We start from the raw sequence: 20,476 nt of genomic DNA, 5'->3' as shown, positions 1-20,476 counted from the left end.
ACGCTCACTCTTCTTCCTTCGTCGTTGCTTCGTTCGTTGTCCGCTGCGCCTCGCGCATCAGGTTGTCGGCGCTGAAGGGCATCACGCGCATGCGCACGCCCAGCGCATCGTGGATCGCGTTGGCGATCGCTGCGGCCGTGGGGCCGATGCTGCATTCGCCCGCGCCCAGCGAGGGGCTGTCGGGCCGGTCCACCAGCGCCACCTCCACCGCCGGCACGTCGGCGAAGCGGAAGATGGGATAGGTCTCCCAGTCCTCCGAGCGCACGCCCTCGCGCCCCAGGTCCGCCTGTTCGCGCAGGGTCCAGCTCGCGGCCTGGATGGCGCCGCCTTCGATTTGATTCTTCGCGCCGTCCGGGTGGACGACCAGGCCCAGGTCGGCGGCAATCCACAGCCGGCGCACGTGGGCTTCGCGCAGCACTTCCACCTCGGCCACCACCGCGCAGTACGCGCCGGTGTTCTTGTAGCGGGCAAAGCCCAGGCCGCGGCCGATGCCGGCCTCGCGCGGCACGGCTTCTTGCCAGCGCGCGATGCGCGCGGCTTCGCGCAGCACCGCACTCGCGCGCTCGTCGTGCGCCAGGTGCTCCAGCCGGTAGGCGAGGGGGTCGCGGCCCAGCGCCAGCGCAATCTCGTCCATCATCGATTCTGCCGCCAGCACGTTGGCGTGGGCGCCCAGCGCGCGCATGGCCGACACACGCAGCGGCATCGCCAGCACGCGGTGGTTGCGCACGTCCAGCTGCGGCACCTGGTAGGGCGGCACCGCATTGCGGTCGGAGCCGCCGCCGCTGGCCTGCGCTGCGTTCACGGCCATCGTGATGGGCGCGGGCTGCGCGACCTGCCAGGCGCCCAGCAGCGCCGGCGTGGCGCCGCGGCCCGGACGCGTGCCGTGGCCCTGGCTCCAGACGTCCTGCGTCCAGGCCACCAGCCGGCCGGCGGCATCCACGCTGGCCTCGATGCGCACCGCCATCGCCGGGGCGAGTGGCGCGTTCGCCATTTCCTGTTGCCGCGTCCATTGCAGGCGCACCGGGCGGCCGCCCGCATGGTGCGCCAGCCAAGCCGCGTCGAAGGCGACGTCGTCCGCGCCGTTGTGGCCGTAGCAGCCGGCGCCTTCGGCGTGCGACACGGTCACCGCATCGGCCGGCAACCCGAAGGCCAGCGCCAGGTCGCGCCGCAGGTTGAAGATGCCTTGCGAGTGGCTCCAGACCTGCAGCGTGTTCTGCGTCCACTGCGCCAGCGCGCAGCACAGGCCGATGGACGCATGCTGCAGCCAGCCGCGGCCGTAGTCGGCGCGGAACACGTGCGCGGCGGCCGGCGCGTCGTCGCGCCGCTGCTGGATGACCGTGCTGTCCAGGGGCTGCGCCTGCAGCCAGCGCGCCGTGTCGTGCGGTGGTGGCACGTCGGCCTCGCCTTGCCACAGGCCCGCGAGCGCCACGCGCTCACCGGCCTGCGCCAGCGCGTAGTCGCTGTCGGCGAGCACGCCCACCAGCAGGCCGTCGCGCACCACCTGCGCGACGCCCTCGATTTCCTCCAGGCGCGGCTGCAGCCGCGTCCACACGTCTTCGTGCACCTGCGCCTGCAGCGTGCGCGGGCGGAACACCGCGCCGTGCAACAGGCCCGCGGGCGCGAGGTCCTGGATGTACTGGAATTCGCCGAACACCTTGTCGGCGACATCGCTGCGCGGCACGGCGCCCAGCGCGGAGGCGCGGCCTGCGCGCGGCGCCAGGTGCGCCGGGTCGACGGCGGCTTCCAGCAGGCCGGCATCGGCCAGCTCGCCGTAGCCCGCCTGCTCGCCGCGCGCCTGGAACATGCCGCGGTCCAGGCTCACCGCATCCAGCGGCACGCCCACGCGCTGCGCGAAGCGCTCGCGGCAGGCTTCGCGCAGGTGCGCGGCGGCGAAGCGCAGCACCGCGCCCGACTGCTGCACCGACTGGCTGCCGGAGGTGACCGCTTCGTCGGGGCTGTGGCGCGTCGACGGCACCACCATCTCTACGCGCGCGGGTTCCAGCTGCAGCTCCTCGGCGACGATCAACCGCAGCGCATGCGAGATGCCTTGCCCGATATCGACCTTGCCCGAGGTCGCGCGGATGCGCCCACCGGGCGCCGGCGCCAGCCACTGGCCCAGGCGCGGATGCTGCCGCAGCACTTCGGGGACAGCGCGTTGCGTCATGCCTTGGCGGCCTTGCGCACAGCGCGCACGACGCGGTTGTGCACGCCGCAGCGGCACAGGTTGCCGTCCAGGGCCTGCCGGATCTCGTCTTCGCTCGGGTGCGGATTGCGCTGCAGCAGCGCGGCACTGCGCATCAGCATGCCGCTGGTGCAGAAGCCGCATTGCAGCGCCTGCTCCTCGACGAAGGCCAACTGCAGCGGATGCGGCGCGGCGCGGTTGCCCAGGCCTTCCACCGTGAGGACGGCGCGGCCCGCCGCGACCTCGATGGAGGTATCGCAGGCATGCACGGCCTCGCCGTCCAACAGCACCGTGCAAGCGCCGCACTGGCCCATGCCGCAACCCAGGCGCGTGGCCTTCAGCCCGCAGGTGTCGCGCAGCGTCTCCAGCAGCGACTGCGCGGGCTCGGCCCGCACGGTGGTCGCTTGCCCGTTCAGCGTGAACGCGAACTCGGCCTGCACGGCTTCACTCCGGCTTGATGCCTGCCGCCTTGACGATCGTGCCCCACTTGGCGATGTCCTGGTTCAGGTAGGTGGTGAACTCCGCCGGCGTCATCGACATGGGCATCGCGCCCTGTTTGGCCCACGAAGCCTTCACGTCCGGCTGCGCCACGATCTTGCGCACTTCGGCGTTGAGCTTGTCGACGATCGCCTGCGGCGTGCCCTTGGGCGCCATCAGGCCCAGCCAGATGGTGGCTTCGTAGTTGGGCACGGTCTCCGCCACGGTGGGCAGGTCGGTGGTGCGGGTGAGGCCGGTGGTGGCCAGCGCGCGCACCTTGCCCTCCTTGGCGATGGGCGCCATGGTGGTCACGGCGTCGAACATCATGTCGACCTGGCCGCCCATCACGTCGGTGCGGGCGCCGGAGCTGCCCTTGTACGGCACGTGCACGATGTCCACGCCGGCCAGGTGCTTGAACAGCTCGCCGGCCATGTGGTACGGCGTGCCGTTGCCCGAGGACGCGTAGTTCATCTTGCCCGGCTTGGACTTGGCCAGCGCGATCAGCTCCGGCAGCGTCTTGGCCGGCACCGAGGGGTGCACCACCAGCATCAGGTCGGACGAGTTGATCGGCGCGACGCCGACGAAGTCCGTCATCAGCTTGAAGGGCTTGTTGGCGATCAGCGTCTCGTTGACCGTGTGCGTGTTGGACATCAGCAGCAGCGTGTAGCCGTCGGCCGGCGACTTGGCGACGGCGTCGGTGCCGATCACCGAGCCCGCGCCCGGCCGGTCTTCGACCACGAAGGACTGCTTGAGCGAATCGCCCAGGCGCTGCGCGATGACGCGCGCGAAGTTGTCCGCCGGCCCACCGGCCGCGAAGGGCACGATGATCTTGACGGGCTTGTTCGGGTAGTCGCTTTGCGCGAAAGCGCCGGTGGCGGCGGTGGCGGCCAGGGCTGCAAGCAGCAGGCGGCGGGCGATGATCATCCTTGTCTCCTCTTTTGTTTATTGGCTCAGGCGAACTTGTTCTCGATGGAACCGATGCCTTCGATCTCGATGCGCACCACGTCGCCGGCGTTCAGGTAGCGCGGCGGCTTGAAGCCCATGCCCACGCCGGCCGCGGTGCCGGTGGCGATGAGGTCGCCGGGCAGCAGCGTGATGCCGCGCGACACGGTCTCGATCAAGGTCGGGATGTCGAAGATCATGTTCTCGGTGGGCGCGTCCTGGCGCAGCTCGCCGTTGACCCAGCAGCGCACGTGCGTGTGGCGGCCGTCCATGGCGTCGGCCGTCACGATCCACGGGCCCATCGGGCAGAAGGTGTCGAAGCTCTTGCCCATGTCCCATTGCTGGTGGCGCATCTGCACGTCGCGGGCCGTCACGTCGTTGCAGATCGTGTAGCCGAAGATGTGCTTCATGGCGTCGGCCTTGGCGATGTTCTTGCCGCCGCGGCCGATGACCACCACCAGTTCCGCTTCGTAGTCGATCTGCGAAGAAACGGCGGCGCCGGGCAGGGCGACGGTGTCGCTCGGGCCGGTCACGGTCTCGGGCACCTTGGTGAAGACGATGGGCCACTCCTGCACGTTGGCCGCGTTGTCCTTGAACACGGAAGCGGCCAGTTCCTTGGCGTGCGCGTGGTAGTTGCGGCCCACGCACCAGACGTTGCGGCGCGGCAGCGGGATGGGCGCTTCCAGCTTCACCGAGGCGATGGGCAGGCTGGCGGCTGCCAGGGCAGGCAGCGGCTCGCCGCGGGCGGCCGCTTCCACCAGGGGCTGGGCGCCACGTTGCGCGGCCTCGGGCGACAGCTGGAAGGGCGTGACCTGCTGGCCATCGGCCGACACCTGGCCCACTTGCCGGCGGCCGCCGGCGACGAAGGTAGCGATGCGCATTCGAAACTCTCCAGATACGTCCGCGTCGATTGGTTTCGATCGCGAACCAATAACAACCAAATCGGCTCGCGATGATAGGCCAATGGCCGCCGCGGTCAAGCGCGTTCCTGAGAGATTGCTGGCGTCGCCGAATTGGTATGATTTGGTTGAGAACGAAGAAGGAATTGGCGTTGAACACCGCATCGGGCCTGCGCGACTACATCCTGGGCAGCCTGCGCGCCGGCCGCTGGCAGGCCGGCGACCGCCTGCCCACCGAGCGCGCGCTGTGCGAGCAATTCACCATCAGCCGCACCAGCGTGCGCCGCGTGCTGCAGGAGCTGAAGGACCTGGGCGCCATCAGCCAGACAGTGGGCAGCGGCACCTACGTGACGGAGCAGGCCGGCGCCGTGGTCAACGGCATCGCAGCGGCCGCGCCCGTGCGCCAGACCAGCCCGGCGGAGCTGATGGAGGCGCGGCTCGCGCTGGAGCCGGCCATCCTCGACATGGTCATCGGCAACGCCACCGCGGCGGACTTCGAGCAGATGGACGCGTGCTGCGAGAAGGCCGAAGCGGCGATCACGCTCGAAGACTTCGAGCACTGGGACGGCATGCTGCACGAGGTGATCGCCGCCGCCGCCCACAACAGCTTCGTCACCAACGTCTTCCAGCTGATGAACCAGGTGCGCAACCAGGGCGAGTGGGGCGTGCTGAAGAAGCGCAGCGTCACCCCCGAGCGCCGGTTGCAGTACCAGGCCGAACACCGCCAGCTGGTGCAGGCGCTGAAGCGCCGCGACATGGACGAGGCACGCGCGGTCGCCACCGAGCACCTGCTGCGCGTACAGCGCAACCTGCTGCGGCCCTGAGAGGCGCGCGCGCCCTCAGGCGCTGACGATCACCTGGAAGCCGCCGAAGATCATGCGCTGGCCGTCGAAGGGCGCGTTGCCCATGCCGCCCTTCATGAGCGGATGCTCCATGGACTTCTTCATGCCCTCGTCGCGGGCCGCGCGTGAGGGCCAGGTGATCCAGGAGAACACGACCGTCTCGTCCTCCTTGCGCTTCACGGCCATGGGGAACGAGGTGACCTTGCCTTCCGGCACGTCGTCACCCCAGCATTCGGTGACGGAGAGCGCGCCGTTCTCCTTGAACACGGCAGCGACGCTCTCGGCGAGCTTGCGGTAGGCCTCCTTGTTTGCGGTGGGAACGGCGAGGACGTATCCATCGACATAGTTCATGCATGGCTCCTGGGTCGGCAGCGGCACGATGCCGCCGCCTGCAAGCATGACGAACGAAGGACGCCGATTTCGACATCAGGGTTGCTGCACTGGCACCGTCCAGCATCGCAACGTTCCGTCACGCTACTGCCCACCTTCCACCACTACGATGGGCTCCGGCGTTCGCGGGACCAAGGAGCAAGCCATGAACATCACCGATCTGCTGGCGCAGTCCGGCGGCCTGTCGTCCATCGCAAAGGAGTTGGGCATCAGCCAGGAGCAGGCCGAAGCCGGCGCCCAGGCGCTGGGGCCGGCCATCCTGGGCGCCTTCCAGCAGCGCGCGGCGCAGGAAGGCGGCGGCGGCTTGCCGGACTTGCTCTCCTCGCTGGGCGGCGGTGGCCTGTTGGATCAGGTGCTGTCGCCACAGCCCACGGACCCGAGTGCCGGCAACGAGGCGTTGGGTCAGATCTTCGGCTCGCCGGACGTGAGCCGTTCCGTCGCGCACGAAGCCGCGGGCAACAGCGGGCTCGACCCGGAGCTGCTGAAGAAGATGCTGCCGCTGCTGGCGATGGTCGTCACCGGCTTCCTGTCGAAGAGCCATGCCGAAGGCGCCGGCGAGGGCGGTGGTGGCCTCGGCGGGTTGCTGGGCGGCCTGCTGGGTGGCGCCGGCCAGTCGTCCGGCCAGGGCGTGCTGGACGACGTGCTGCGGATGGTGGGGAAGCTGGGGCGCTAGCAGCTATTGCTGCTTGAAACTCCAGGTCACGCCACTCGCACTTCGGACCTCGATCACCTCGCCACCCTTCACCTGGATCGTGCCTTCGTACGCCGGCGGGTTCTGGCTGGTGCCGAGGGATTCGTTGACCAGCAGGCGGGTGCCATCGGCCCACACGGCAAAGCGTTGCCGCGCACCGGGGTAGAGTGCCTGCACGCGCAGGCGCATGGGCTTCGCCGGCAGACGGAAGACGTCCGCGTCGGTGTCCGACCGGCCGAAGATGCCGGCCGTGGAGGGCGTGGGCTCCGGCGCCACTTCGTCCAGCGACCAGGCGACCTTGGCGGCCTGCGTGATCTTCACGGTCTCGCCGGGCTTGACCACGAAGACGCCGTCGAAACCAGCGGGGACGTTGTGCGAGCCGACCGTCTCGCCCACCACCAGCCGGTCACCGATCCACACGGCGAATTCGGCGGAGGCGCCGGTCGTGGTGCCGCGGATGCGAAGCCGCGTGATGTTCGGCAGCGTGACGACCCCGGCACCCGTGCCGGACTTCGAGAAGAAGGTGGCCGGGACTCCCTTGTTGGTCTCGCCGCCGCTGCAGGCCTGGGCGCTTCCCAGGCACTCGCCGGCGTTGCCTTCGCCGCTGTTGTTGTTGTTGCCGACACAGGCGGTGAGGGCGGCCAAAGCGACGAGGGAAAGCCAAGCTTGCGTCTTCATTTGTTCTTGTCGGGTGTCACTACGGACTTTAGCTCATCCGTAGAAACACCAGGCAGGACGGGACCTTGACGCAACGCCCCGGCCGCTTTGCGGCTTATTCGGGCAAGCGCCCCAACCCGAACATCACCATCATCGCCGGGCTCGGGTCCCCCAGCCCGCCGAACCAGCGCGTGTAGATCTCCTGCAGCGCGGGGCTGGAGTAGACCTGCGCCAGCGCGGCGTCCACGGCCTGCTGCAGCGCCCAGTCGCCACGCGGCAGCGCGATGGCGTAGGGCTCGTAGGAGAGGGCTTCGGACAGCAGCGCCATGTTGGTCGGGTCCTTGGCCTTGGCCAGCAGCCCCAGCAGCAGCAGGCGGTCGCTGGCGAAGGCGTCGAAGGCGCCGGACTCCAGGCCTTGCAGGCCTTCCTCGCGCGTCTTCACCGGCACCACGGTGGCCGACACGGACATGCCTTTCAGGGCGTCGGCCAGCGCGCGCTCGTTGCTGGTGCCGGTGATCACGCCGATCTTCTTGCCGTTCAGCGCCATCAGCGAATAGCCGGGCGTGGCCTTCATCACCAGCAGGCCGGTGCCGTCCAGGAAGATCAGGGACGAGAAGCCCACTTCCTTCTTGCGCGCCAGCGTCACGGTGCTCGCGCCGCATTCCATGTCGGCCTGGCCGCTGGCGAGGGTGGTGAAGCGGTTCTGCGTCGTCACCGGCACCCACTTCACGTTGAGCGGACCGGTGCCCAGTTGCTGCTCGATGCCGGCGACGACGGCCTTGCACAGGTCGATCGTGTAGCCCTCGGGCTTCTTGTCCGCGTTCTCGTAGGAGAAGGGCAGGGCGTCGGTGCGGTAGGCCAGGGTGATGGCATGGCTGTCCTGCACCTTCTTGAGGCGGCTGTCGGCGGGGACCTGCGCCAAAGTGAGGGATGGCGCCAGGCACAGCGCCGCGAAGAGGAGGTGGTGGAGGCGTGACATGGCGCGACTGTCGGGCTTGGCCGCGCCAAGTCGTATTGGACGAAAGTCCCATCGGCGCGCGTACAGTCCCGCCATGCACACCCACGCCCTCGTGCTCTTCTCCGGCGGCCAGGACTCCACCACCTGCCTCGCCTGGGCGCTGGACCGCTACCAGCACTTGGAGACCATCGGCTTCGACTACGGCCAGCGGCACCGCGTGGAGCTGGACTGCCGCCAGGCCCTGCTGGCCGACCTGCCCCGGCAGTTTCCGCAATGGGCGCCCCGGCTGGGCCAGGACCACATGGTGGACCTCGGCGTGCTGGGGCAGATCAGCGACACGGCGCTGACGGCCGACAAGGCCATCGCGTTTGCACAGGGCGGCCTGCCCAACACCTTCGTGCCCGGGCGCAACCTGCTGTTCTTCACCTTCGCGGCCGCCATCGCCTACCGGCGCGGCATGAGCGTGCTGGTGGGCGGCATGTGCGAGACCGACTACTCCGGCTACCCGGATTGCCGCGACGACACGCTGAAGGCCTTGCAAGTGACGCTGGGCCTGGGGATGGACCAGCGCTTCGTCATCGAGACGCCGCTGATGTGGCTGGACAAGGCGCGCACCTGGCAGCTGGCGGAGCAGCTGGGTGGCGAGCCGCTGGTGGAACTGGTCCGAACCGGCACGCACAGCTGCTACCTGGGCGACCACCACACGCTGCACGACTGGGGCTATGGCTGCGGGACCTGTCCTGCCTGCGAGCTGCGAGCTCGGGGGTGGCAAGCGTATAGCGGCAAGGCGTAGCAGGTCGAGCGGTGCGCAGCGGAGCTGCGCATCCTACTTGGGCGACATCCGTTGTTGGAGGAAGTCCAGGAAGCAGCGGATGCGTCCCGCCAGCTGCGTGTTGCGGTAGTACACCGCCTGGATCGGCTGCCGCACGTCCACGGTCTCGCGCGCCAGCACCTGCACCAGCGCGCCCTCGGCGCGGTCGCCCGCGGTCATGAAGTCCGACAGGCAGACGATGCCCACGCCTTCCAGCGCCAGGCGGCGCAGCGTCTCGCCGCTGGAGGCGCGTAAGGACGGCGTGATGACCAGGCCGTCTGCATCGCCGCCACGCAGTGGCCAGCGGTTGAGGGACTCGGGCTGCGTGAAACCCAGGAGCGTGTGGCCGGCCAGGGCCGCCACGTTCTTCGGCTGCCCATGCGCCGCGATGTAGGCGGGGCTGGCCAGCACGCGGATCTTGCTGGTGCATAGCGGCCGCGCGTGCAGGCTGGAATCGCGCAGCGCGCCGATGCGGATGGCGACGTCGGTGCGGCGCTCCAGCAAATCGATGTTCAGTTCGTCGGTGTCCAGCTCCAGCTCGATGCGCGGCCAGGCACGGCGAAACTCCGGCACCAGCGGCGCGATGGCATGCAGCATGAAGGGCGTGGCGGCGATGGAGCCGGCGTCGGCCACGGCGACCAGCGCCTGCAGTTCGTCCAGGGTGGATTCCATGATTGTTGATTCTGGCGCAAGAATCTTTGGCGCGAGCACGGCTTTTTCTGCAAGGGTTGCGCCTCCACATCCTGGCCTTCCCCCAAAGGTCCACAAGCACCATGCCAATCGCATTGCTCGCGCTGGCGCTCAGCGCATTCGCCATCGGCACGACGGAGTTCGTCATCGTCGGCCTCATCCCCACCGTCGCCGCCGACCTCGGCGTCGGCCTGCCTTCCGCCGGGCTGCTGGTCAGCCTGTACGCGCTGGGCGTCGCCATCGGCGCGCCCGTGGTCACGGCGCTCACAGCGCGCGTGCCGCGCAAGCCGCTGCTGCTGGGCCTGATGGCCTTGTTCGCGCTGGGCAACCTGCTGGCCTGGCATGCGCCGGGCTACGGCGCGCTGGTCGCGGCACGCCTGCTGACCGGCGTGGCGCACGGCGTGTTCTTCTCGGTCGGTTCCACCATCGCCACCGGCCTGGTGCCGCGCGAGAAGGCCGCCGCCGCGATCGCGACGATGTTCACCGGCCTCACCGTCGCCCTGGTCACGGGCGTGCCGCTGGGCACCTTCATCGGCCAGCACTTCGGCTGGCGCGAAGCTTTCCTGGCGGTGGCCGCGCTGGGCGTGCTGGCCTTCGTGGGCAGCTTGATCTTCGTGCCGCGCAAGCTGCCGCAATCCGCTGCCGCGCCCTTGAGCGCGCAGGCCCGCGTGCTGGCGCAACCGCGGCTGCTGCTGGTGTACGCGATGACGGCCGTCGGCTACGGCGGCAGCTTCATCCCCTTCACCTTCCTCGCGCCCATCCTCACCGACGTCGCTGGCCTCGATGCAAGCGTGGTCGGCTGGGTGATGCTGGTCTACGGCGTGTCCGTCGCCATCGGCAACCTGTGGGGCGGCCGCCTCGCCGACCGGCTGGGCGCCATCCCCGCGCTGCGCATCATCTTCGCGCTGCTGGCCGCCGTGCTGTTGCTGCTGCAGTGGACCGCGCCGCATCCGTGGCTGGTGGTGGCCACCGTGCTGCTGTGGGGCGCCGTCGCTTTCGGCAACGTGCCGGGGCTGCAGGTCTACGTGGTGCAGCAGGCGCAGATCGTCGCGCCGCGAGCCGTGGACGTTGCCTCGGCCTTGAACATCGCTGCGTTCAACCTCGGCATCGCGGCCGCGGCCTGGGCCGGCGGCGAGATCGTCGCGCGGCTGGGCCTGATGCACACGCCGTGGATCGGCGCCGTGGTCGTGCTGTTCTCGCTGGCGCTGACGCACTGGAGCGGCCGGCTGGACCGCCGCGCGGCGCCGGTCCGGCTGGCCGCATCGCCCTGCCGCTGATGCCGTTTTCACTTCGTCGCTATCAAGGACTCACCATGAATACCATTCCTCCTTTCGGCCTCGGCACCTTCCGCCTGCAAGGCGAGGTCGTGCGCGCCTCCGTGCGTGAAGCGCTGCAACTGGGTTACCGGGCCGTCGACACAGCGCAGATCTACGGCAACGAATCCGACGTCGGCCAGGCCATCGCCGAGAGCGGCGTGCCGCGGCAGGAGCTGTTCCTCACCACCAAGATCTGGGTCGAGAACTTCGGCCGCCTGGTCCCCAGCCTGAAGGAGAGCCTGCAGCAGCTGCGCACGGAGCAGGCGGACCTGGTGCTGATCCACTGGCCGTCGCCGAAGAATGCCGTGCCGCTGCCCGAATACATGGCCGCGCTTGCCGAGGCGAAGGCGCAGGGCCTGACGCGCCAGATCGGCGTGTCTAACTTCCCGATTGCCTTGCTGCAGCAGGCGATTGCCGCCGTGGGCGCCGGCGAGATCGCGACCAACCAGGTGGAGCTGCATCCCTACCTCCAGAACCGCAAGCTGGCGGAGTTCGCTCTTGCACACGATGTGCACGTCACTTCCTACCAGACCCTGGCTTATGGCCGCGTGCTGAAGGACCCGGTGATCGCCGCCATCGCACAGGCGCACGGCGCGACGCCGGCGCAGGTGGCGCTGGCCTGGGCGATGCAGCTGGGGTATTCGGTGATTCCGTCGTCGACGAAGCGGGAGAACCTGGCGAGCAATCTCAAGTCGCGTGAGCTGCGGCTGACCGAGGGGGAGATGGCGCTGATCACAGGTTTGGATCGCGGCGAGAGGGTGACGAATCCGGCGGGGTTGGCGCCGGCGTGGGATTGAGCCTTGTGCACCGGGGCAGGAGCTAGCTGCTACGATGGACGTGCCCAACCGGGAAAGGCCCCAGTGCACCCTCTGATCGAACAGAAGCTCGCTGACATTTCCAGCATCTGCCGACAGCATCACGTCCGGCAGCTGGAAGTGTTCGGCTCCGCTGCGCGGGGGAGCGACTTCGATCCAGCGACGAGCGACGCGGACTTTCTCGTCGAGTTCGTGCCAGGCGGACGGAAGGGGCTCGATTCCTATTTCGGCCTGAAGGCGGCGCTGGAGCGACTGCTCCAGCGCAATGTCGATCTGGTCGAGTCAGGCGCCGTGCGAAATCCTTACGTCATGGCAGACATCAACAGGGAACGAGAGATTGTCTATGCCGCGTGATCCTCGCGCCTGGTTGTGGGACGTGCAGGAAGCATCGGGGTCGATTCAATCTTTTGTGAATGGGATGGACGCGAGCGCCTATGTTGCGTCCGAGCTGGTCCGAGCAGCGGTGGAGCGCAAGTTCGAAGTGATTGGAGAATCGCTCAGCCAGCTATCCAAGTCCGAGCCCGCTCTCGCGGCTCGCGTGCCCGACTTACCGAAGATCGTCGCGTTCCGAAATCTGCTGATTCACGGCTACGCGAACGTCAGGCACGACACCGTCTGGAGCGCAATCCATGATTCTTTGCCGCTATTGCGGCAAGCGGTGGAAGAGCTGCTAATCGAGCTCGGAAGCGAAGGCAAGACCAACTGAGGCCGTCCCCCTCTCGAAGAAGAGGGTCCCGCGGCCGCTGAGGGTCCATCATCCCTTCCAGCCATGTCCGCGCCCACCACTCTCTCCATCGACGTCTCCTTCGACCTGATCTGCCCCTGGTGCCTGATCGGCAAGCGCAACCTCGAGGCTGCCATCACGCAGCTGCGCAGCGAGCTGCCCGAGGTGGACGTCGCGGTGGAATGGCGGTCCTTCCCGCTGATCCCGGACACGCCGCTGGGCGGCGTTCCCTATCGCGAGTTCTACATCGCGCGCCTGGGCAGCCCCCAGGCCGTGGCCATGCGGCAAGCGCAGGTGCGGGCGGCCGCGGAAGCGGCGGGGCTGACACTGGCCTTCGAGAAGATCGAGACCTTCCCCAACACGATCCTCGCGCACCGCTTCGTGCAATTCGCGCGGCAGCACCAGGGCGCAGACGCAGCTTCGGCGCTGGTCGAGGACCTGTTCTCGCGCTACTTCCTGCAGGGCCAGGACATCGGCGACCCGTTGATCCTGCGCGAAGCCTTGCAGGCCTGCGGCGTAGAAACGCCTGGCCGGCCCGACGCGCTGCTGCGCCATGACCTGCCGTGGTTGCCGCAACTGTCGCAGGAGTCCTTCGGCAGCACTGGCCAAGGCGTCCCGTACTTCGTGTTCTGTGGAGCTTTCGCGGTCGCCGGCGCGCAGCCGCCCGCCCTGTTGCTGCAGGCCATGCGGCGGACGCTCGCCTGATCACGGCCTCGGCTGCGAACCCGCCTTGACGAGGAACTGCAGGACGGCCGCATTAAAAGCGTCCGGCTGCTGGATGATTGCCAAGTGGCGCCCGCCCGGGATATCAACAAGCTGGGCGCCAGGAATGCAGGCGACGGCTCCCTGCGCCGCAAGCCGGTAGAAGGCTCGCGTATCCGCGCCGTCGGTGATCAGGACCGGAACCTTGATCTGCCGAAGCTGGTCGCACGGCATCGCCGGCGGTGGCGGCGCCGCCACCAGGGCCAACCGGATCGTGCGCGCGTTGTCGTCGAACATGGCCCGCGTGTCCGGCGTTGCGGTATCCCAGAAATCAGGTTGCTGATTGACGGCGACCGGCACGAGCCGGGCGGCGCCCGCGGCGTCGCCGGCCCGCGCAGCCGCAACGACGGGCCCCAACATCGCCGTGCGGTCATCGACGGCTGCCTTGAGGGTTGCGGGATCGGTGACGTAAGCCACGGTGCCCGGCTCGTGGATGGTGAGACTGCGCACCAGCTCGGGATGCTCCACCGTCACCAGCATCACGATCAGGCCGCTATACGACCAGCCAACCAGATCCACCGGACCGGCGTTCAAGCCGCGAATGAAAGCGGCAATATCCTCCGCGTGCGTCTGGATCGAATACTTCGATCCGTCGTCCGGCCACGGCGCCGTCCCGTGGTACCGCAGGTTCAACCCGATGAAGCGGTAGTGCGGCGCAATCGCCTGGCGCTGCGCATCCCACGCGCGGTAGTCCGTGCAGCAACCGTGGACGAAGACGACTGGCGCGCCCGCGCCTTGCTCCTCATAGGTGAGGGTCGCGCCGTTGACGTTGGCCTGCTTGACCTGCAGGGGACCGGCCGCGCCTGGCCAGGCCTGGCAGCCAGCCAGCAACGCCATGCACGCGGCGATCATGAGTCCGATCCCCAGTGCGCGTAGAAATCTCGTTTCGCTCATGTGTTGGTCCTCCTGGCTGGACAAGGCTGCACGCTAAGCGAAGCTGGACGGGCCGGGCGTCACCTCATGAGGGGATGACAAGCTTCTCCTACAAACCGCCGAGACTCCCGCGTGCAACAGTCGCTGTCGCGGAATGCACAGAGAGGACCTCGACATGCTCGGCAAGCTCATCACCCTTGGCGCCGTCGCCTATGGCGGCGTCCTGTTGTCCCGGAAGCTGAAGGACTCCATGTCCAGCGGCTCCCTCTCGGAGGTCGAGTCGTCGATGGAAGTCGACGTGCCCGTGCGCGCGGCCTACGACCAGTGGACGCAGTTCGCGGAGTTCCCGCAGTTCATGGCCAGCGTGGAGAAGGTGCAGCAGCTTGATGACACGCACCTGCGCTGGAACGCCAAGGTGGCCGGCAAGGCCAAACAGTGGGATGCCGAGATCACCGAGCAGATCCCCGACCAGCGCATCGCGTGGCGCAGCCTCAACGGCCCCATGAGCATCGGCGTGGTCACCTTCGACAAGGTCGCCGAAGGCCGCACCCGCGTGACGCTGCGCATGGTCTACGGCCCGCAGGGCCTGGACGAAAGAATCGGCGATGCGTTCGGCGCGATGAAGCTCGAGGCCAAGCGCAACCTGCTGAACTTCAAGCAGATGATCGAACGCCGCGGCAGGGAGTCGGGCGCCTGGCCCGGCTCCGTGGACGGGAGCGCGGCGCAGCACTGAGGCACCGCGCCTGCGGCCCACATAGGGGGTCGGAAGGTCTCGACACGCCATGCCGCAGAATGCGCTGCCATGGCCGTCCTTCACCCCACGCTGCATGCCAGGTCCGCGCTGACCGCCGGCGCCTATCGCGAACTCGACGTACTGCGCGAGCTGGAAGATGGCCTTCCGGGCGGCTGGGACGTGTTCCACAACCTCGATTGGGCTTCCGTCTTCAACGGCCGCCCGCAGGTGGGCGAGGTGGACATCGCGGTGGTCTCGCCCGGTGGCTTCCTGCTGCTGGTGGAAGTGAAGGCCGGCGCAATCGACGAGCAGGACCGCGGACTCGTCAAGCGCTATGGAAATGAAACCTCGGACATCGGCGCGCAGCTGCGGCGCAATCATGCGGCGCTGCTCTCGCGGCTGAAGGACGCCAGCCTGCGCGACGTTCGCGCCGGCACATTGCTGGTGTTGCCCGATCACCACCTGCAGGCGCCGGTGCTCGCGCACACGCCCGAAGGCATCGTCGATGCAGCGGCATGGGCACAGCTTTGTGCACGCGTGCAGCAGCTGGTGCCCTGGCAGGCCGTGGGCGATGAAGCGCGCGGGCGGTTGCTGGATTTCCTCGCCAACCGCTTCCACGTGGTGCCGGATGTCTCCGTGCAAGTGGGCCAGGTGCAGCGTGCATCCGCGGCGCTCGCGTCCGGCCTGGCGACCTGGGTGCCTTCGGTGCAGCACGATTCCGGCCTGTACGTGGTGGATGCCACCGCCGGCTCCGGCAAGACGCAACTGGCCCTGGCCTTGCTGCGCGACGCGCATGCGGCGCGTCAGCGCAGCGCCTACGTGTGCTTCAACCGCCCGCTGGCGGACCACATGGCGCGCATCGCCCCGAGTTCCTGCGTGGTCACCACCTTCCACGAACTGGCGGTGGAGCATGCGCGCCGCCAGGGCGAGGAGCCGGACTTCCGCCAGCCGGGCATCCACGAGCGCCTGGCCTCCAGCTTTGCGGATGACGCAGCGACGGCGCAGGCCCGCTGGGACCTGCTGGTGGTCGACGAGCACCAGGACTTCGATCCCGCCTGGGTCCAGGCGCTGCTGGGCCTGCTCGCGCCGCAGGGACGCGCCTACGTGATGGGCGACCCCGCGCAGCAGGTCTATGCCCGCGACGGCTTCGCATTGCCGGATGCCGTGGCGATCCGCTGCATGGACAACTTCCGCAGCCCGCGCAAGGTGGTGGAGGCGATCAACATGCTGCGCCTGGCGCCGCAGGCGGTGCAGGCGCGCTCGCCCTTCGCCGGTGACGTGCCCGGTTTCCACACCCATGCGCCAGGCGCGGGGCTGCGTGCAACGGAAGACTGCATCCGGCAGCTCCTGGGGCAGGGCATGCAGCCGGAACAGATCGCCGTCATCAGCTTCGCCGGCCTGCAGAACTCCGCGGTGCTGAAGGCCGAAGCGCTGGCCGGGCTTCGCACGCGGCGTTTCCGCGGCGAATACGACAAGGCCGGCAACGCGTTGTTCACGCAGGGCGACCTGCTGGCCGAGACGGTGTACCGCTTCAAGGGCCAGAGCGCTCCGGTGGTGGTGCTGTGCGAGGTGGAGTTCGCCGAGCTGGGCGAGAAGGAGCTGCGCAAGCTCTTCGTCGGCTTCACGCGCGCGCAGTTCCGCGTGGAATGCGTGCTCAGCGAACCGGCCGCGCAACTGCTGATGGCACGCGCAGGCTAGATCCTGCGACACGGCGCGTCGCGCGCGCCGGGATGATGGCCTCCCCAAAAGGAGGCTTCTTGCTGCTGTTCACCGACATCCTCACCAGCGCGCTGCTGCGCGCCACCTTCTACCAGGGCCTGTCGTGGCGCTCGCCCGGCGACGGCTTCGCCATCGAGCGCGGCACCCTCGTCGATCGCATCACCGACGCTTTCCGCTTCGAGGACGACGGCGCCTGGATGGAGATGGAAGCGAGCGCGAGCGTTCCCATCCACGAGATGCCGCACATCAAGCTGCGCGTCTCCGTGCCGGCGAGCTTGCCCGAAGACAAAGGTTTTCGCGCGGCCAACGACGTCAACCGGCGCGGACTCGCGTCGGTGCACTTCGATGCCCCGGAGGGTGCGCTGGTCGTGCAGCAGACGCTGATCTTCAGCGGCTACCACGAGGTCAACGGCCTCGAGATCGATTCCAGCATCGTGTTCGCCCAGCGCGAGGCCACGCTCAACATGCTGCTCGCCGTGTTCGGCACGTGCGAAGCCTGCCTGCGCCAGCTGCAGCCCAACCAGGTGCTGCCGTCACCGCACGTGCGCCGCGTGAAGATGCCGTCCGCGGAAGTGCTGGAGCAGTTCACGGCCTTCGTGCTGGCCCGCATGTATCGCTGGGACTGCGTGGACCTGCCCCCAGGCAGCGCCGCGCTGGAACTGTTGCGGCAGGCGGCGATCCGCACCTTCACCGAGGAGACGCTGCAGGTCGAACAGGACGCGGACCCGTGCCAGCGGCCGGATCGCCAGTTGGCCGCCGAAGCCGCCCGCGAGCGCATCGACCGCTGGCTGCGCGATCGCTTCCAGCAGCGCACCCCCATCGACCCGTGGTTCGACATGCTGCTGTACGACGTGGACCGCAAGCTGCGCTGGACGCTGCGCGACGTGATGGCCAATCCGCCCAGCACGCGCGAAGTGCACCAGCTCACGCTGCTCGAACAGGCGCTGGCGGTGCACCGGCCGGTCTGGGAAGGCGTGCGCTACGAATGCAAGGACCTGCGCGCCGCGCTGGCGCTCGGACTGGACATCGAAGTGGACGACGTCGCGCCGAGGACGGTGGACCGGCTGCTGGAGCGCTTTCCCTTCCTCGCTCCGGCGGCCGACGCCACGGCGACGGTGCCGCCGCAGCCGGTGTGGCTGACGCGCTGAATCAGCTGACCTGCCCGGCATAGGCTCGCAGCAGGGTGCGCGCGGCCGCGTAGCTGGTGCGCAGCCACTGCACGAGGCCGGCCACGTCGCGGGCGACGGGCATGTCGTCCAGCAGCGGCTCGCCCGCTTCCGGCGCCACGCCCGTGAACACCTGCGCGCGCACCTGGATCTGGCGCGTGCGCTCCAGCCGCGAGAAGTGGCACGGCCAGTCCAGCATCCACAGGTGCTGCACGCGCTCGTACAAGGCCACAGTGTCGGCCTGCTGCAGCTCGGGCAGCAGCAGGAGCAGCTCCACGCGCGGCAGGCCCAGCTCGCTGGCGGCGAAACGCAGTTCCGCGGCCGTCGCGCCTTCACGCATGGGGAGGTCGCAGCAATGCACGCCGGCGGGATACAGCACGCTGCGCGCCAGGCCGATGCGGACGAAACGGGGCGCGAGGCCGGACTTCAGCAGGGCGCGGCAAAGGAGATCGTCGGTCTTCATGGCTGCGGACTGTAGGCAGCGGTGCGACGCAACGTGTCGCAAGCCTGCGGACACTGCCGGCTCCCCCTTGCAACAGGAGACTCGATGGGATTCAGGGACGGCGAATGGCGCCCCGAGGGCAGCAAGCCGGAGCAGCTGGCCAACGTGCGCGTGTGCCTGGCGCTGCTGCGCATCTACCGCGCGGTGCGGGTGCGCGAGAACGAGTCCGACTACGCCTCGGTGGCGCTGCCCTTCTGGCCCATGCTGCGGCGGCAGCGCACGCTGTTGCTCGCCTCTCTGGCGGATGCGCCGCTGCCGGCCGGCCGGCGCGGTGTCCCGCGTCCGCCGAACCCTGCCGCGGTGGAAGCCGTGGAACAGTGGCGCCGCGATTGCGCGCGGCGGCGCGGGCACCTGCCGCTGCTGCCGCCCGACAGCGGCATCCTCATGATCCTGGGCGAAGGGCTGGTGCTGGGACGCACGCGCTTTCGCGCCCTGTTCGACGCAGTGGAGTCCGAACTCGCGCAGCGCGCCGCACGCATCCTGCTGCCGTCGGACCGCAACGTGCAGGTGCTCGCCGAGCTGCTGGCGTTGACGGCGCCGGAGCGCAACTACCTGCAGCTCGCCGCTTCGGTGCACGCCAGCACCATCGGGCCCACGCCTTTTGCCAACTCCGCCAGTTCCAGGCGGCTGGCGCCGGCGATCAACGCGATGCTGCCCGAAGCCGCGGAACACGAAGTGCGCTCGATGATGCGGCGCAGCTCCGCGCTGCTGCGCAGCGGCGTGCTGGACTCCTCCAGCTTCAACGGCCGCAACGACCTGGAGGACATGCTGCGGCTGTCGCGCCTGGGCATGCTGCTGCTCACCTCGCGCTCGCCCAGCCCCGAAGCCATGGCGCACATCGTGCTGCGGCGGCTGGCCGCACCGGGCGAGGCGCTCGCCTGGCCGCACCTGGAAAGCCGCAGCCAGCTGCTGCAGGCCGCGCTGGCGCGGGCCTTGGCCACGCGCAGCGGCGGCGTCAACATCCTGTTGTATGGCGCGCCGGGCACCGGCAAGACGCAGTACGCGGCGCAGCTGGTGCAGCGCCTGGGCGCCGAAGGTTTCGCCGTGGCCGACATGGACGCCGACGGCGACCCCGCCTCGCGCGACGACCGCTTGGCCAGCCTGATGCTCACGCAAGTGTTCGCCCCCAAGGGCCGCAGCGTCGTGGTGCTGGACGAGGCCGAGGACATCTTCCAGGCCGAATACAACAACCCGCTGGGGCGCATGTTCGGCCAGCGCGACGACAGCAAGTCGTGGATCAACAGCCTGCTGGAACGCAACGTGCACCCGGTGGTCTGGATCAGCAACCGCATCGACCACCTGGACCCGGCCTACCTGCGGCGCTTCACCTACTGCCTGGAATTCCCGGCCACGCCGCGCCAGGTGCGGCGCGAGGTGGCGCGGCGCCACCTGGAGCCCCTGGGCTGCACGCCGCAACTGGTGGAGGCGGTGGCCTCGGACCCCAACGTGTCGCCGGCGCTGGTGGCTTCGGCCGCGAGCTTCACGCGGCTGGCCAGGCTGTCCGGCGACCAGGCCGACACCGGCGTCAAGACCATGCTGCACGACATGCTGCGGGCCATGGGCAGCAAGCTGCGCTCCAGCGTGCCCGAGCGCTCCACGCGCTTCGACCTGCGCTACCTGCATGCGCAAGGCGCCGTGGGCGCCGAAGCGGTGATGGGCGGACTGGAGCGGTTGGGGCGCGGCCGCCTGCTCCTGAGCGGGCCGCCCGGCACCGGCAAGACGCAGTTCGCGGCGGAGATCGCGCAGCGCCTGGGCCGCGAGCTGGTGTACCGCACCGCGTCCGACATCAACTCGATGTGGTTCGGGCAGAGCGAGCGCAACGTGGCGCGCATGTTCGAGGAATGCGAGCCTCAGGGCGAAGTGCTGTTCCTGGACGAGGCCGACACGCTGCTGGCCGCGCGCGAGGCTTCGGGCCAGCGCGCCGAAGTGGCGGTGACGGCGGAATTCCTGCGCCAGGTGGAAGCTTTCCAGGGCGTGTTCGTCTGCGCCACCAACTTCGGCCGCCACATCGATGCCGCGCTGCTGCGCCGCTTCGAGTACCGGCTGGAGATGCTGGCCTTGCGCGGCGACCAGCGCGAGGCGTTGTTCTGCGAAACCGCGCTCGGCTGGTCCGGCCAGGATGCACGCCCGGCACTGGCGCCCGAGGTGCTGGCCCGCCTGCAACGGCTGGACCAGCTCACGCCCGGCGACTTCGCCAACGTCGTGCGGCGCGTGACGGCGCTGCAATTGCAGCTGGACGCGGACGGCTGGGTGGGCGAGCTCGAGGCCGAACACGCGACCAAACCGGGTGCGCGGCGCGGCGGGATCGGCTTCGTCTGATGCCACGC

21 protein-coding genes and 1 pseudogene are annotated in these 20,476 nt (G+C 69.1%); 12 read left to right on the top strand and 10 right to left on the bottom strand.

From position 1 onward, the window contains the following. Window positions 1–4 precede the first annotated feature (4 nt). From HHL11_RS02110 to HHL11_RS02095, 4 genes are read right to left on the bottom strand one after another with little or no spacing between them, the layout of a single operon-like run. The gene (locus HHL11_RS02110; protein ID WP_169416731.1) at window positions 5–2,164 is read right to left on the bottom strand and encodes a xanthine dehydrogenase family protein molybdopterin-binding subunit; all 2,160 of its coding nucleotides are present in this window, start codon (window positions 2,162–2,164) and stop codon (window positions 5–7) included. Next, window positions 2,161–2,622: a 2Fe-2S iron-sulfur cluster-binding protein gene (locus HHL11_RS02105; RefSeq protein WP_169416730.1), complete on the bottom strand. Its 462-nt coding sequence runs from the start codon at window positions 2,620–2,622 to the stop codon at window positions 2,161–2,163. The genes HHL11_RS02110 and HHL11_RS02105 overlap by 4 nt, the downstream gene beginning before the upstream one ends. A 4-nt stretch (window positions 2,623–2,626) precedes the next feature. Beyond that, complete coding sequence (locus HHL11_RS02100) at window positions 2,627–3,583, bottom strand: tripartite tricarboxylate transporter substrate binding protein (protein WP_205964197.1); 957 nt, start codon at window positions 3,581–3,583, stop codon at window positions 2,627–2,629. 26 nt (window positions 3,584–3,609) lie between these two features. Beyond that, complete coding sequence (locus tag HHL11_RS02095; RefSeq protein WP_169416729.1) at window positions 3,610–4,482, bottom strand: fumarylacetoacetate hydrolase family protein; 873 nt, start codon at window positions 4,480–4,482, stop codon at window positions 3,610–3,612. A gap of 170 nt (window positions 4,483–4,652) precedes the next feature. On the opposite strand from HHL11_RS02095, the gene HHL11_RS02090 reads away from it, so the two are divergent. Next, complete coding sequence (locus HHL11_RS02090) at window positions 4,653–5,324, top strand: FadR/GntR family transcriptional regulator (RefSeq protein ID WP_169416728.1); 672 nt, start codon at window positions 4,653–4,655, stop codon at window positions 5,322–5,324. A gap of 15 nt (window positions 5,325–5,339) precedes the next feature. Here HHL11_RS02090 and HHL11_RS02085 read toward each other — a convergent pair whose 3' ends face one another. After that, a complete protein-coding gene (locus HHL11_RS02085) occupies window positions 5,340–5,693 on the bottom strand; it encodes a DUF1428 domain-containing protein (RefSeq protein ID WP_169416727.1) in 354 nt (117 codons plus the stop codon). A gap of 184 nt (window positions 5,694–5,877) precedes the next feature. On the opposite strand from HHL11_RS02085, the gene HHL11_RS02080 reads away from it, so the two are divergent. Next, entirely contained in the window at window positions 5,878–6,405 is a 528-nt protein-coding gene (locus tag HHL11_RS02080) for a DUF937 domain-containing protein (RefSeq protein ID WP_169416726.1), read from the top strand. Window positions 6,406–6,408: 3 nt separating this feature from the next. On the opposite strand, the gene HHL11_RS02075 is transcribed toward HHL11_RS02080, so the two are convergent. Together HHL11_RS02075 and HHL11_RS02070 are read right to left on the bottom strand one after the other, a co-directional pair. After that, window positions 6,409–7,101, bottom strand: a complete 693-nt coding sequence (locus HHL11_RS02075) for a hypothetical protein (protein ID WP_169416725.1) — start codon at window positions 7,099–7,101, stop codon at window positions 6,409–6,411. Between the two features lie 94 nt (window positions 7,102–7,195). Next, window positions 7,196–8,059 carry an amino acid ABC transporter substrate-binding protein gene (locus HHL11_RS02070; protein WP_169416724.1) on the bottom strand — a complete coding sequence of 288 codons (864 nt, stop codon included), beginning with the start codon at window positions 8,057–8,059 and terminating at the stop codon, window positions 7,196–7,198. A gap of 73 nt (window positions 8,060–8,132) precedes the next feature. Here HHL11_RS02070 and queC point away from each other — a divergent pair, with 73 nt between their 5' ends. Then, window positions 8,133–8,831 (top strand): 7-cyano-7-deazaguanine synthase QueC, encoded by a 699-nt coding sequence (gene queC / locus HHL11_RS02065; RefSeq protein ID WP_169416723.1) that lies wholly within the window; start codon window positions 8,133–8,135, stop codon window positions 8,829–8,831. A gap of 33 nt (window positions 8,832–8,864) precedes the next feature. Here the strand turns inward: queC and HHL11_RS02060 are convergent. Continuing rightward, window positions 8,865–9,461 (bottom strand): annotated as a pseudogene (locus HHL11_RS02060) (LysR substrate-binding domain-containing protein); the annotation flags it as partial. Between the two features lie 161 nt (window positions 9,462–9,622). On the opposite strand from HHL11_RS02060, the gene HHL11_RS02055 reads away from it, so the two are divergent. The 5 genes from HHL11_RS02055 (at window position 9,623) to HHL11_RS02035 (ending at window position 13,099) form a co-directional block, all read left to right on the top strand. Continuing rightward, entirely contained in the window at window positions 9,623–10,816 is a 1,194-nt protein-coding gene (locus tag HHL11_RS02055; protein ID WP_169416721.1) for an MFS transporter, read from the top strand. A gap of 35 nt (window positions 10,817–10,851) precedes the next feature. Next, a complete protein-coding gene (dkgB, locus tag HHL11_RS02050) occupies window positions 10,852–11,652 on the top strand; it encodes a 2,5-didehydrogluconate reductase DkgB (protein ID WP_169416720.1) in 801 nt (266 codons plus the stop codon). A 63-nt stretch (window positions 11,653–11,715) separates the two neighbouring features. Then, entirely contained in the window at window positions 11,716–12,024 is a 309-nt protein-coding gene (locus HHL11_RS02045; protein ID WP_169416719.1) for a nucleotidyltransferase domain-containing protein, read from the top strand. Continuing rightward, window positions 11,936–12,376, top strand: a complete 441-nt coding sequence (locus HHL11_RS02040; protein ID WP_342593160.1) for a HepT-like ribonuclease domain-containing protein — start codon at window positions 11,936–11,938, stop codon at window positions 12,374–12,376. Before HHL11_RS02045 ends, HHL11_RS02040 begins: the two co-directional genes overlap by 89 nt. A gap of 63 nt (window positions 12,377–12,439) precedes the next feature. Beyond that, window positions 12,440–13,099, top strand: coding sequence for a DsbA family oxidoreductase (locus HHL11_RS02035; RefSeq protein WP_169416717.1), 660 nt, complete (start codon window positions 12,440–12,442; stop codon window positions 13,097–13,099). Here HHL11_RS02035 and HHL11_RS02030 read toward each other — a convergent pair whose 3' ends face one another. Next, complete coding sequence (locus HHL11_RS02030) at window positions 13,100–14,050, bottom strand: alpha/beta fold hydrolase (RefSeq protein WP_169416716.1); 951 nt, start codon at window positions 14,048–14,050, stop codon at window positions 13,100–13,102. It abuts the gene before it with no gap. A 154-nt stretch (window positions 14,051–14,204) separates the two neighbouring features. Here HHL11_RS02030 and HHL11_RS02025 point away from each other — a divergent pair, with 154 nt between their 5' ends. The 3 genes from HHL11_RS02025 to HHL11_RS02015 all read left to right on the top strand — a co-directional run bounded on the left by HHL11_RS02025 (window position 14,205) and on the right by HHL11_RS02015 (window position 17,629). Continuing rightward, the gene (locus HHL11_RS02025; protein ID WP_169416715.1) at window positions 14,205–14,762 is read left to right on the top strand and encodes an SRPBCC family protein; all 558 of its coding nucleotides are present in this window, start codon (window positions 14,205–14,207) and stop codon (window positions 14,760–14,762) included. A gap of 69 nt (window positions 14,763–14,831) precedes the next feature. Beyond that, window positions 14,832–16,460: an AAA family ATPase gene (locus tag HHL11_RS02020; RefSeq protein ID WP_169416714.1), complete on the top strand. Its 1,629-nt coding sequence runs from the start codon at window positions 14,832–14,834 to the stop codon at window positions 16,458–16,460. Between the two features lie 59 nt (window positions 16,461–16,519). Next, window positions 16,520–17,629 carry a hypothetical protein gene (locus HHL11_RS02015; RefSeq protein WP_169416713.1) on the top strand — a complete coding sequence of 370 codons (1,110 nt, stop codon included), beginning with the start codon at window positions 16,520–16,522 and terminating at the stop codon, window positions 17,627–17,629. A 1-nt stretch (window position 17,630) separates the two neighbouring features. Here HHL11_RS02015 and HHL11_RS02010 read toward each other — a convergent pair whose 3' ends face one another. After that, on the bottom strand, window positions 17,631–18,110 hold the full coding sequence (locus HHL11_RS02010; RefSeq protein WP_169416712.1) for a hypothetical protein: 480 nt from the start codon (window positions 18,108–18,110) through the stop codon (window positions 17,631–17,633). A gap of 84 nt (window positions 18,111–18,194) precedes the next feature. Between HHL11_RS02010 and HHL11_RS02005 the strand changes: the two genes are divergently transcribed. Continuing rightward, window positions 18,195–20,468, top strand: coding sequence for an AAA family ATPase (locus HHL11_RS02005; RefSeq protein WP_169416711.1), 2,274 nt, complete (start codon window positions 18,195–18,197; stop codon window positions 20,466–20,468). Window positions 20,469–20,476 lie beyond the last annotated feature (8 nt).

The organism is Ramlibacter agri, from assembly GCF_012927085.1.
Taxonomy (GTDB): Bacteria; Pseudomonadota; Gammaproteobacteria; order Burkholderiales; family Burkholderiaceae_C; genus Ramlibacter; species Ramlibacter agri.
The sequence above is the reverse complement of the archived record's forward strand: the minus strand, read 5'-3'. Positions and strand labels throughout refer to the sequence as shown.